Raw genomic sequence first — 12,155 nt, 5'->3', positions numbered from 1 at the left:
CGGCCTAGTTCTTTTTAGCTTCGCGCTCGTCGGCGGTAGTCTGCATCTTCTCGCCGGCGCGTTCCAGCTTGCGGCCGGCTTCGCGGGTGGCGTCGTTCAGGGTCTGGCTGGCCTTGTCGGCGGCCTTGTCCAGCTGCTGGCTGGTTTCCTTGGCGGCATCGCTGAGCTGCTGGTTGGCGTCTTTGGCCGCGCTATCGAGTTTGGCGCCGGCCTGGTCCAGCTTCTGGCCAGCCTGTTCGGTGGCCTGATCGATCTTGCGTCCGGCGCGTTCGGCCGGGCCGGCGTCGCTCGGATCATCCTTCTTCTGGCAGCCGCCCAGCAGCGCCACAGCCGTCACGGCGACGGCCACCAAACGCATCTTCATGATCATCTCCTCAAGAATGATATCTTGCCAAGATGATACATCGCCACGTGCCGCCGCAGCGCACGACAGAACTCCGGGGGCGAACTCCGGGGTCAGGTCTTCCATTGCGTCACGAACCCAGCCGTAGCGACCGCTACGGCTGGGTTCGTGACGCAATGGAAGACCTGACCCCGGATTATTAGCTCGGATTAGAGGCTTTCGACGATTTTCTTCGGCGGCGGCGGCGGGGTGAAGGCGATGTTTTCGGACGCCGGCGCGCCGTCCAGCGCGTCGGATTTTTCCAGCCAGTTGCGCAGCTTTTCCATGCGGCGGATCAGGATGCCCTTGCTGCTGATGTAGCCGACCTGCTCGAAATTCTCCGCCTTGGTGACCATCTTGGACACCGTCGGCAAGTTCTCCACCAGCCGGTCGAAGGCCTTGCGCGCCTTCTGTTCCCACTTCACCAAGTTGGGCTCGTTGAAGCGGTTGCTTTCGAAGTAGATGGTCAGGGTGCGGTCATGATTGCCATAGCCGACGATCGCCGCCCCCATGCGCACCGCTTCCAGCACGTCGCCCTTGATCGCCGCCGTCGGCACGAACAACGCCGCGCGGCCGGTGGCATCCGGGCGCTCCAGCGGCAAATCCTGTCCCATCAATACAGTCATCATGCTTCCTGTTGTTATCGCCATGGAGTTGCTGCTAGGCTATTTTTTAATTCTAGCTCCCCCTTTTCGCCTTTACAAGAAGAAACTGCACCAGCGTGGCGCGGGCCGCAACTCCCTTATAATGGCGGGCTGATCCCTGAAACCCGCCGCACCATGACGTCCTCCTCCAGCCAATTCGGCGCCCTGCCCGCCCACGCCGTCGACAGCGCCGAGCGCCACCTGCGCGACACGCTGTCGATCGCCATCGGCCACCAGCCACCGCACGCGGCGCTGATCGTGTACGACAGCCGCACCGACCTCAGCCGCGTGCTGACCGCGGCCTACCGCCGTGTGGCGCCGGAAGCACAGTTTGTCGATTTCGACAGCGTCAGCGCCGATGCCATTCTGGCCATTTTTGAACGCATGCAAGCCGGCGACCTGGTGGTGCTGCTGCAATCGACCAGTTTCCGCCTCGAGGCCTACCGCATCCGCATCGAGCTGTTCAAGCGCGGGCTGAAAGTGATCGAGCACGTGCACCTGTCGCGCATGCCGGGCGAACAGGGCCTGGCCTACATCGACGCGCTGGCCTACGATCCGTCTTACTACCGCGACGTGGGCCACGCGCTGAAGGCGCGCATCGACCGTGCGCGCCACGGCGTGGTGGACAGCGGCGACGGCGCGCGTCTGGTGTTCGGCTCGCCGTTCGAAGCGGCCAAGCTGAATATCGGCGACTACAGCGGCATGACCAACGTCGGCGGCCAGTTCCCGCTGGGCGAGGTGTTCACCGAGGCGCAGGATCTGCAAGCGGTCAACGGCCGCGCGCGCATCTTCGTGTTCGGCGACACGCAATTTTTAGTCAACAAACCGGCCGCGCCGATCACCATCGTGGTCGAACAGGGCCGCGTAGTCGGCGCCGAAAACAGCACGCCGGAATTCGACAACATGCTGGCCATCATCCGCGAGCATGAAGGCGAAGTGTGGCTGCGCGAACTCGGTTTCGGCATGAACCGCGCCTTTTCGCGCGAACGCATGGTGGACGACATCGGCACCTATGAACGCATGTGCGGCATCCACCTGTCGCTGGGCGCCAAGCACGGCGTCTACACCAAGCCGCAACTGAAGCGCAAGGATGCGCGCTACCACATCGACGTCTTCGCCGTCACCGACGCGGTCTATCTCGACGATGAACGGGTCTACCGCGACGGCGCCTGGCAGCGCTAAAGCAGGCCGGCCGCGCCAAGCTCGCGGTCCCAAGGCGGCACCGGATGGTATTCGGCCACCAGGAAATCGATCAGCGCGCGCACCTTGGGCGATGGCTGCCGGCTGGCCGGATACAGCGCGCTCAGATGGTTGAGCGGCAGTTCCCAGTCGCTCAGCACCGGCACCAGCGCCCCTTCCAGCAGGCTGCGCCAGGCCAGGAAGGTGGTGTTGTAGACGATGCCCAGTCCGCGCTGCGCCGCCTGCTGCAGCACCAGCCCGTTATTGGCCGTGAACGCGGCCGCCACCCGCACCGACTGCTGCTCGTCGCCGCGCGTGAAATGCCATTGCGTGCCGTCGGTGAGATGGCTGAAGTGCAGGCACTTGTGCTGCTGCAGATCCTGCGGCGTCGACGGCACCCCATGCCGCGCCAGGTATGAAGGCGAGGCGCACAACACGCCGCGGCACGGCGCCAGCGGCCGCATGGCCAGCGCATGCACGTCCGGGATGCCGCCCACGCGGATGGTCAGGTCGAAGCCATGTTCGATCGGGTCGAGCAGCGCGTCGTCCACGTACAGCATCGGTTCCAGCGCCGGATGCAGCAGCGCGAAGCGCGCCAGCGCACCGGCCAGCCATTCGCTGCCGAAGCTGGACGGCGCCTGGATGCGCAGCGGTCCGGCCAGGTCGGCGCCGCTGTGCGCCACCACCCGCGCCGCCTCCTGCGCCTGCGCCACCGTCGCCATGCACGGCGCCAGGTAGGCCTGGCCGACGTCGGTCAGACTGACCTCGCGCGTGGAGCGGTGCAGCAGCCGCGCGCCGAGTTTGTCCTCCAGCTGCAGGATGTGCTTGCTGACCATGGCGCGCGTCAGACCCAGGCGGCGTCCAGCCTCGCTGAAGCTGCGCAACCTTGCCACCTCGACAAATATCTCCATCGCCCGTAATTGGTCCATGCCGCAATTGTCTTCATTTTGGCGACAATGTGTCAACCCTTTGCCGATTGTGACGTGCCGGCGCGCTCCGTACAATGGCAGCATTCAAAATTCCCGATGGAGCCGGACATGCTGACAGAAGCACAAAAAGAGCAATATCACCGCGATGGTTTCATCGTCATCCCCGGGTTTAAAAGTGCCGAGGAAATCGCCGTGCTGCGCGCCCGCGCCGCTCAGATTGTCAACGATTTCGACCCTTCCGAGCAATCCGGAATCTTCAGCACCGTCGAACAGGAAAAAACCACCGACGATTACTTCCTGCGCTCCGACAACACCGTGCGCTGTTTCTTCGAAGAGGAAGCCTTCGGCCCGGACGGCCAGCTGAAACAGGCCAAGGCGCTGTCGATCAACAAGATCGGTCACGCCATGCACGACCTCGACCCTGTGTTCCGCGCCTTCACCGCCGACGCCCGCCTGGAACAGCTGGCGCGCGACATCGGCCTGGTCGATCCGCAGGTATGGCAATCGATGTACATCTTCAAGCAGCCAGGCATCGGCGGCGAGGTGCGCTGGCACCAGGACGCCACCTATTTCGACACCGATCCGGTCAGCGTCACCACCTTCTGGTTCGCGCTCGAAGACGCCACGCTGGACAACGGCTGCATGTGGGCGGAACCGGGCGGCCACCGCGGCCCGATGCGCGAACGCTTCCTGCGCAACGGCGACGACGTGCGCATGGAAAAACTCAGCGACCTGCCATGGCCGGACAACAGCACCGCCGTGCCGCTGGAATGCAAGGCCGGCAGCCTGGTATGCTTCCACGGTCTGCTGCCGCACTACAGCGCGCCGAACCGCTCGCCGGTGTCGCGCCACGCCTACACCCTGCACGTGACCAGCGCCGCCACCCGCTACTCGCCGCGGAACTGGATACAACGCGACGACAAGCTGCCGGTGCGAGGCTTCCTGTAATGCAGATCCGGATTTTCGCCGCCCACTGGGGCAACAACGAGCTGGAAGCCCAGGTCTTCATCGACCGCGTGAAGGAAGCGGGCTTCGACGGCATCGAAATGTCGCTGCCGCTGGACGCCGCACAGCGCGACGACTGGACCCGCCGCATCGCCGACGCCGGCCTGGGCCTGATCGCGGCGCAGTGGGAAACCGTATTCCATCCGACCTTCGAGCCGCACAAGGCGGCGCTGGCCGAGCTGCTGCACAACTGCTGCGCCGCGCGGCCGCTGCACGTGAACTGCCACACCGGCAAGGATTACTTCACGCCCGAGCAGAACCTGGAACTGCTGCAGCTGGCGGACGACATCGCGCGCCAGCATGGCATCCCGATCTATCATGAGATCCACCGCAGCCGCTTTAGCGGCCACCCGATGCTGCTGCTGCCCTACCTGCGGCAGATGCCGCAATTGCAGCTGACCGCCGACCTGTCGCACTGGTGCTGCGCCTGCGAGTCGCTGCTGGAAGACCAGCCGCAAACGCTGGCCGCGACGCTGCCGCACGTGCGCCACATTCACGCGCGCGTCGGCCATCCGCAAGGCCCGCAGGTGGCGGACTTCCGCGCGCCGGAATCGCAGGCAGCGCTGGCGGCGCACCTGTCGTGGTGGGATGAAGTCATCCGTCTGCGCCGCGCCGCCGGCGCGGAAGGCATCACGCTGACGCCGGAATTCGGCCCGGTGCCCTACACCCAGACCCTGCCCTACAGCCAGCAGGAAGTCTCCAACGCCTGGGAACTCAACGTCGCCATGCTGCGGCTGCTGCGCGCCCGCTACGCCGCCTGAGTGTCCGCCACCGGCGTCTGCTCCGGCTTCAACGGCAGCACCAGCGTCACGCTGGTGCCGGCCGTGGGCACCGACTCCACCTGGATGGTGCCCTTCAACACGCCGCTCACAATGTTATAAACGATATTCATCCCCAGGCCGGACCCACCCTGCCCCATCTTGGTGGTGAAGAAGGGATCGAATATCTTGTGCAGCACCACCTCGCCCATGCCAACGCCGTTATCCCGGATTTGCACCTGCACCAGGTCGGCGCCCTCGCGGCGCGCACTGATGACGATGGCACCACACTCACGCCCGTCGAAACCGTGCAGCAGCGCGTTGGCGATCAGGTTGCTGAACACCTGGCTCAGGCTGCCCGGATAGGAATCGAATTCCAGATCGTCCGGCACCTCCACCGTCACCGTGCAGGCGGCGCGCCGCAGCTGCGCCGCGTAGGTGGCCAGCGTATCGCGCAGCACTTCGTCGAGGCGGAAGCGCCGCCGCTGGCCGCTGGCCTGGTCCACCGCCACCTGTTTGAAGGAGGTGATCAGATCGGCCGCGCGCAGCAATGAGTTGGTCATGATGTCGCAGGCGCGGCGCGCATCGGCAAGGTGGTTGTCCAGCATGGAGCGCTTGATGCCCGCGCTGTCCTTCAATTGCTGCTCGAAGTCGCGCACGCGATCGGACAGCGAGGTGGCCGTCAGCAGGCTGTTGCCGATCGGCGTATTCAGCTCATGCGCCACACCGGCCACCAGCGCGCCCAGGGACGCCATCTTCTCTGATGTCTGCAGATTGGTCTGCGCCTGCTTCAGCTTCGCCGCCACGCGCGCCAGATCGTGCCGGGCCGCCTCCACGTTCGCCTTCTGCAGTTCCAGTTCTTTCAGACTGACTTGCAGGCCCTGCCGCGCGAGGGACTCGCGCCGGTTCACCACCAGCAGCGCCGCGATCAGCGCGCTGATGATGACGCCCACGATAGCGATCAGCACCACCGGCAACTGCGAACGCCCATAGCGCGCGCCGGGCCGGCCTTCGAAGCTGACGATCCAGTTGCGCTGGCCCACGGGCAGCACGACGCGCGCTGTCAGTCCGGGCACCGTTCCGGCATGGCGCTGATGCGTCCACACCCGCAGGTCGCTGTCGTACAACAGCGTGTCGGCGCCCGGCCCCGGCGCTTTGCCGTCCTGAAAACCGCCGTCCTCGATACGTACATGCAGGTGCTCGAGCAGCGCCGGGTCCAGCACCTCGCGCATCAGCGAATTCATGCGAAACACGATGGCCACGAATCCCACCAGCGCCGCGCGCCGCTCCGCCGTGGTGGTGCGCGGCACGCCGTTGCGGTAGATCGCGGCGCGCGCCACGAAGCCCGGCTCGCCGCTGGCGTCCTGCACCAGCGTGATGCGTTCGGTGGCGACGATGGCGTCGCTGTCGCGGCCAAGCTCCAGCGCCTTCAGATGCGGCGGCAGCGCCGCCAGATCCAGGCCGAAGGCGTTCTCGTTCCCCTTCAAGGGCTCGGTGTATTCGATGATGTAATGCTGTGGGCGGCGCGTGGCCGGATGCACGCGGAAGGTCGGATAGCCGGCAGGGTCGATGCTGGTGTCGTGCCTGACCTGGTCGACGAACCGCTGCAGCTGCGCTTCCGGCACCGCGCGTACGAACTGCAGCGCCTGGAAACCTGGATAACGGCGGTCGATGTTCAGTTCCTCGACGAAGCGATGGAAGTGCTGGCGCTCGACGCGTTCATTCACCACGTACAGCCCGCGCATGGCGTACAGCGTGTCGAAATAAATCTGCAGGCGCACCTGGGTGTCGCGCGCCACCTTTTCCACATCGCGCCGGAAGCCGGAGCGCACCTGCCGCTGCTGCTGGTCTTCCATCACAAAATAACAGGTCCAGGCGGTCAGGCATATCCCGACGAAGAAAGCCAGGTAGCCGCGCCCGCGCATGCCGCTAGCCCGGATCGCTGTAACGTCCGGCGATGGCCATGAATTCCTCCTCCACCGTCAGCATCGCGTCGACCACGTCCGGATCGAAATGCTCGCCGCTGCCCTGGCGTATCATCTCCATCGCCGTCTCGTGGGTGAAGGCGGGCTTGTAGACGCGCTTCGAAATCAGCGCGTCGTACACGTCGGCCACCGCCATCAGCCGCGCCGACATCGGGATCTGCTCGCCCTTCAATCCCTGCGGATAGCCGGAACCGTCGTACTTCTCCTGGTGCGAATAGGTGATTTCGCGCGCGTAGCGCAAGAAGGTATTGCTGAAGCCCAGATGGTGCTCGACGCTGACGATGGCGTCGCGGCCGTATTCCGTGTGCCGCTTCATGACGGCGAATTCCTCGTCGGTCAGACGGTCCGGCTTGAGCAGGATCGCGTCCGGGATCTGCACCTTGCCGATGTCGTGCAGCGGCGCCGCCTTGAACAGCGCCTTGATGTTGGCGTCGCTGAGCTCCTCGGCAAAGCGCTTGTGGCCCTGCAGCTGGCGCGCCAGCGCCTGCACGTAGTGCTGCACGCGGCGCAGGTGGTTGGCGGTTTCGTATTCGCGCATCTCGGCCAGCGAGGCCATGGCCCAGATCATCGCGTCCAGCATCTGGCTCAGCTCCGTGGTGACTTCCTCCACCACGTGCTCGAGCAGATTGCGCTGCTGCTTGAGCAGTTCCTTCGAATGGCGCAGCTGCCAGTGGGTGTCGACGCGCGCGCGCAGCACGTCCGGCGACACCGGCTTGGACACCACCTCCGCCGCGCAATGCTCGAAGGCGCGCGGCTCGTCGCGTTCGCGCTGCAGGAAGATCACCGGCACATCGGCCGTATCGGGACTGGACTTGAGCTGGCGGCACACCTCATAGCCGTCGATGTCGGGCAAATCCACGTCGAGCACCACCAGATGCGGCCGCGGCACCTGCTGCATGATGTCGAGCGCCGCGCGGCCGCTGTTGGCCAGCTTGACCTCATACTGATCCTGCAGCACGCCGTTCATCAGAATCAGGTTGTTCGGAGCCTCGTCGACCACGAGCACGATGGCCTTTTTGACATTCATTCGCCGCTACCCTCCAATGTTCTTACCAACATCATAACCGAGCGCTTCAGCCGCCAAAAACTTATTTTGCCACGCTAGCTTGCAATTATATAGCACGCTACCTATACTGGGAACATGGACACCCAAACGACACCCCCATCCGCCGTACCGCAGCTCGATGCGCAGCTGTGCTTTGCGCTGTATTCGACCTCGCTGGCCATGAGCAAGCTGTATCGCAAGCTGCTGCGCGGCCTCGGCCTGACCTATTCCCAGTACCTGGTGATGATGGTGCTGTGGGAAAAAGATGAAATCACCGTCTCGGAAGTGGGCGAGCGCCTGTTCCTGGACTCGGCCACGCTGACGCCGCTGCTGAAGCGCATGGAAGCGGCCGACCTGCTGACCCGCACCCGCGCCGCCAGCGACGAGCGCCAGGTCATCATCAAGCTGACCGCGCACGGCGACGCGCTGCGCCACGAAGCGGCCAAGCTGCCGCCTTCGATCCTGCAAGCGACGCAATGCACGCTGGACCAGGTGGTCGGCATGAAGCAGCAGCTCGACCAACTGCGCAGCAGCCTGATGGCGTCCGCGGGTTGAACGCGATGACCGCCCCTCTCTATACGCCGCTGTCCGCCGCGGCCGACGCGCTGCGCGCGCAAGGCTACGCGCTGCTGCAACCGGCCGACGTCGCCGCGCTGGCCGGCGTGTCGCTGGACGCGCTGAACGCCATGGTGCCCAGCTGGGACACGCTGGAACTCGACAATTACCTGAAGGACGGCGGCCGTTACCGGCGCCGCCGCCACTCGTGCTTTGTCCAGGACGCGGCGCGCCTGACCCAGACCGCGCACCGCGCGCACTGGCAGCCGCTGGCCTACAACGCCCTGCATGGCGGCATGCACCGCCTGTTCGAACCGATGCTGGCGCAGACCGTGGCGCAGCCGGCCTGGCCGGCGCTGGTCACCGCCATCGGCCGACTGTGCAGCCAGGCCAGCGGCAACACCCATCCGTGGTACGTGGAGGCGCACCAGTTCCGCATCGACACCACCGACGGCATCGGTCGGCCGACGCCGGAGGGCGCGCACCGTGATGGCGTGAACTTCGTCGCCGTGCTGCTGATCGCGCGCGACCACATCAAGGGCGGCGAAACCCGCGTGTTCGAGGCCGATGGCCCCAATGGCAAACGGTTCACCATGACCGAACCGTGGACCCTGCTGCTGCTCAACGATGAAACTATCATCCATGAATCGACCCCGATCCAGCCGCTGTCGGCGGCCGGCGGCCACCGCGACACGCTGGTGCTGACCTGGCGCACCGGAGCCTTCCAGGGCGAGGAAACTTCCCCTCCCCCCGCTAATCCGATATAGTCTCTAAAGCCAACCAAGCACCAGGAGGGGGTCTGTGGACACCAGCTACGAAATTCAGCCTGATGAAGTCGAAATCCTCATCGTAGAAGACAGCCCGACCCAGGCCGAACGTCTGCGCCGTCTGATCCAGTCCATGCGCTACAACGCGCGCGTGGCGTCCAACGGCCGCCTGGCGCTGGAAGCGATCCGCGAACGCAAGCCGCACCTGGTGCTGTCCGATATCGTGATGCCGGAAATGGACGGCTACACCCTGTGCCGCGCCATCAAGGCCGACCCGGAACTGCGCGACATCCCGGTAATTCTGGTCACTTCGCTGATGGACCCGAAGGACATCATCCGCGGCATCGAGAGCGGCGCCGATAACTTCATCCGCAAACCGTATGCGGAAGATTATCTGCTCAACCGCATCGGCCACATTTTGATGAACCAGAAGCTGCGCAAGAACCAGAACATGGAGATCGGCATCGCTCTCTATCTGGGCGAGCAGAAGCACTTCATCAACGCCGACCGCCAGCAGATCCTCGACCTGCTGATCTCCACCTACGAGCAGGCGGTGCAGGTCAACAGCGAACTGCAGGCGCGCGAACGCCAGGTGATCGAATTGAACATGCGCCTGGCGCACCACGCCGGCGAACTGGAAACCATCAACCGCGAAATCGCGCTGAAGAACCTGGAACTGGCGGAAGCGAGCCGCATGAAATCGGCCTTCATCGCCAACATGTCGCACGAACTGCGCACGCCGCTGAACGCCATCATCGGCTTCACCGGCGCGCTGCTGATGAAGCTGCCCGGGCCGCTGACGCCGGAACAGGACAAGCAGCTCAACACCATCCGCACCAGCGCGCGCCACCTGCTGTCGCTGATCAACGACATCCTCGACGTGGCCAAGATCGAAGCCGGCAAGGTAACGCTGGAGCTGGAGAGCGTGCAGTGCCAGGACATCGTCAAGGACGTGGTGGACACGCTGCGCCCGCTGGCGGTGCAGAAAAACCTGGCGCTGGAAATGGAACTCAGCGGCGAGCCGATCGTGCTGGAAACCGACCGCCGCGCGCTGACGCAGATCCTGCTCAACCTGGGCAACAACGCCATCAAGTTCACCGAGACGGGCACCGTGCGCGTGACGCTGAGCGAGCGCCAGGGCGAAGGCCAGAACATGATCGAATTTTCGGTGGCCGACAGCGGCGCCGGCATCCGCGAGGAAGACCAGGCCAAGCTGTTCCAGGCATTTTCCCAGCTCGACTCGACCTCGACCCGGCACGCGGAAGGCGCCGGCCTGGGCCTGTACCTGTGCCAGAACCTGGCCAACCTGATCGGCGGCTCGCTATTCTTCAAGAGCGACTTCGGCCACGGCAGCACCTTCACCCTGGCCCTGCCGCGCCAGAAGTAATAGATGATTGATTAACGCAATGTGCGGTGCAGCACAAAGAAACTGAATTTTTATCACTTTAGAAGGATAAACATCGTAATTCTACGGTATTGCATCGCAACATAAACGAGCGTATAGTTGTACCTGTCTCCTCCAATCCGTTCGCTGAACATTGGAATTCAACCCGCTCTCGACAGCGGGTTTTTTTTTCGCCGTGAGAATTGGTGAGCCTTTCCAACACGCAAACACTTATACTGTAGGGCTACATCAACCCGACCGCGCCCCAACCCCGCGCGCAAGCAGAACTGATGGATTCCTACACCCTGGTCATCGTGTCCGCGCTGGCGAGCATCATCATGGCCGCCGCCATGTATCTGCTGTACCGCGCCAGCCCGCGCGCCGCCTGCCTGCTCGACTGGTCCCGGGCCGGGCTGTTCTTCCTCGCCTCCAACGGCATCGCCCTGCTCGCTCAGCATGGGGCGCAACTGCCGTTCGTGATCGTCCCCGGCGTTGCCAACGTCTGCTACATCGCCGGTCACTACATGATTTACGCCGGCGTGCGCCGCCACCTCGGCCTGCGTCCGCGCTTCGACTGGCTATTGCTGCTGATGCTGGCGGTGCTGGCCCTGCACGCCACCGGCTTCGCCCACGTGTCGGTCAGCCAGCGCCTGATCATGCTGACGCCTTTCGTCGCCGGCATCAATCTCGGCACCGTGTGGCTGCTGGCGCGCCAGTACGACCGCCCCGCCTACCTGCCGCTGATGATCGTGGAGGCGGTGTTCATGCTCCAGCTGTCGCTGCGCGCGCTGTTGCTGGCGCTGGGCCGGCCGGTGACGCTGACCTTGTTCGGCAACCAGATCCTGCAGACGGCCGGCTCGTTGGCGGTGCTGGCCTTTCTGTCGCTGGCGACCATGTGCTGCGCGCTGATCGTGATCCGCCAGCAGGAACTGGCGCTGCGCAGCGCTTCACTGACCGACAGCCTGACCGGGTGGCTGAACCGCCGCGCGCTGCTGGACATGGCCGACGGCGCGTTCCAGCGCCACCGGCGCCACCTCGGCAGCGGCGAGACGCTGCACTTCCTCATTTTCGATATCGACCATTTCAAATCCATCAACGACCAGCATGGCCATGCCGTCGGCGATGCGGCCATCCGTCACGTCACCACGGTGGCGGCGCAGGCGTTGCGCGGCTACGACGCGCGCTTCCGCATCGGCGGCGAGGAATTCGCGGTGCTGCTGGGCGGCGATGCACGTCTCGATCCGCGCGAGATCGCCGAGCGCCTGCGCGCGCTGATCGAAACCTCGCCGCTGCTGGTCGATGGCGCCCGCATCTCGCTCACTGCCAGCCTGGGCGTGGCCGCCTGCGCAGCCGACGACCGCCACTGGGACGACGCCCTGCGCCGCGCCGATCAGGCGCTGTACCACGCCAAGCGCTCGGGCCGCAACCGCCTGTGCGTCCACGGCGAAGACCTGCAACCGGCCATCCTGGCACGCAGCGCGTAAGCAGTTTTTCATCCTTTCAAAAAAAATTTTCAAATGCT

Annotated in this window: 12 protein-coding genes; 7 read left to right on the top strand and 5 right to left on the bottom strand. The window is 64.7% G+C overall.

The annotated features are described in order from the left end of the window. Nucleotides 1-4: 4 nt before the first annotated feature. Together E4L98_RS23880 and E4L98_RS23875 are read right to left on the bottom strand one after the other, a co-directional pair. Nucleotides 5-364, bottom strand: coding sequence for an apolipophorin (locus tag E4L98_RS23880; protein WP_229257542.1), 360 nt, complete (start codon nt 362-364; stop codon nt 5-7). Nucleotides 365-552: 188 nt separating this feature from the next. Further along, the gene (locus E4L98_RS23875) at nt 553-1,008 is read right to left on the bottom strand and encodes a hypothetical protein (protein WP_167761432.1); all 456 of its coding nucleotides are present in this window, start codon (nt 1,006-1,008) and stop codon (nt 553-555) included. 153 nt (nt 1,009-1,161) lie between these two features. Here E4L98_RS23875 and E4L98_RS23870 point away from each other — a divergent pair, with 153 nt between their 5' ends. Beyond that, a complete protein-coding gene (locus E4L98_RS23870; protein ID WP_135204030.1) occupies nt 1,162-2,208 on the top strand; it encodes a M29 family metallopeptidase in 1,047 nt (348 codons plus the stop codon). On the opposite strand, the gene E4L98_RS23865 is transcribed toward E4L98_RS23870, so the two are convergent. Beyond that, complete coding sequence (locus tag E4L98_RS23865) at nt 2,205-3,134, bottom strand: LysR family transcriptional regulator (protein ID WP_229257541.1); 930 nt, start codon at nt 3,132-3,134, stop codon at nt 2,205-2,207. The two genes, E4L98_RS23870 and E4L98_RS23865, sit on opposite strands and share 4 nt — an antisense overlap. Before the next feature lie 108 nt (nt 3,135-3,242). Here E4L98_RS23865 and E4L98_RS23860 point away from each other — a divergent pair, with 108 nt between their 5' ends. Both E4L98_RS23860 and E4L98_RS23855 read left to right on the top strand, forming a co-directional pair. Then, a complete protein-coding gene (locus E4L98_RS23860; protein ID WP_135204029.1) occupies nt 3,243-4,082 on the top strand; it encodes a phytanoyl-CoA dioxygenase family protein in 840 nt (279 codons plus the stop codon). After that, a complete protein-coding gene (locus E4L98_RS23855; RefSeq protein WP_135204028.1) occupies nt 4,082-4,900 on the top strand; it encodes a sugar phosphate isomerase/epimerase family protein in 819 nt (272 codons plus the stop codon). The genes E4L98_RS23860 and E4L98_RS23855 overlap by 1 nt, the downstream gene beginning before the upstream one ends. On the opposite strand, the gene E4L98_RS23850 is transcribed toward E4L98_RS23855, so the two are convergent. Both E4L98_RS23850 and E4L98_RS23845 read right to left on the bottom strand, forming a co-directional pair. Beyond that, nucleotides 4,888-6,822: a CHASE domain-containing protein gene (locus E4L98_RS23850; RefSeq protein WP_135204027.1), complete on the bottom strand. Its 1,935-nt coding sequence runs from the start codon at nt 6,820-6,822 to the stop codon at nt 4,888-4,890. The two genes, E4L98_RS23855 and E4L98_RS23850, sit on opposite strands and share 13 nt — an antisense overlap. 4 nt (nt 6,823-6,826) lie before the next feature. Then, the gene (locus E4L98_RS23845; RefSeq protein WP_135204026.1) at nt 6,827-7,909 is read right to left on the bottom strand and encodes an HD-GYP domain-containing protein; all 1,083 of its coding nucleotides are present in this window, start codon (nt 7,907-7,909) and stop codon (nt 6,827-6,829) included. 114 nt (nt 7,910-8,023) lie between these two features. On the opposite strand from E4L98_RS23845, the gene E4L98_RS23840 reads away from it, so the two are divergent. The 4 genes from E4L98_RS23840 to E4L98_RS23825 all read left to right on the top strand — a co-directional run bounded on the left by E4L98_RS23840 (nt 8,024) and on the right by E4L98_RS23825 (nt 12,117). After that, nucleotides 8,024-8,482: a MarR family winged helix-turn-helix transcriptional regulator gene (locus E4L98_RS23840; RefSeq protein WP_135204025.1), complete on the top strand. Its 459-nt coding sequence runs from the start codon at nt 8,024-8,026 to the stop codon at nt 8,480-8,482. A 5-nt stretch (nt 8,483-8,487) separates the two neighbouring features. Then, nucleotides 8,488-9,249, top strand: a complete 762-nt coding sequence (locus E4L98_RS23835; protein ID WP_135204024.1) for a 2OG-Fe dioxygenase family protein — start codon at nt 8,488-8,490, stop codon at nt 9,247-9,249. A 34-nt stretch (nt 9,250-9,283) separates the two neighbouring features. Next, a complete protein-coding gene (locus tag E4L98_RS23830; RefSeq protein WP_135204023.1) occupies nt 9,284-10,636 on the top strand; it encodes a hybrid sensor histidine kinase/response regulator in 1,353 nt (450 codons plus the stop codon). A 287-nt stretch (nt 10,637-10,923) separates the two neighbouring features. Then, on the top strand, nt 10,924-12,117 hold the full coding sequence (locus tag E4L98_RS23825) for a GGDEF domain-containing protein (protein ID WP_135204022.1): 1,194 nt from the start codon (nt 10,924-10,926) through the stop codon (nt 12,115-12,117). The last annotated feature ends 38 nt before the right edge of the window (nt 12,118-12,155 follow it).

It is taken from the genome of Duganella callida, assembly GCF_004614165.1.
In the GTDB taxonomy this organism is placed as follows: domain Bacteria; phylum Pseudomonadota; class Gammaproteobacteria; order Burkholderiales; family Burkholderiaceae_D; genus Rugamonas; species Rugamonas callida.
The sequence above is the reverse complement of the archived record's forward strand: the minus strand, read 5'-3'. Positions and strand labels throughout refer to the sequence as shown.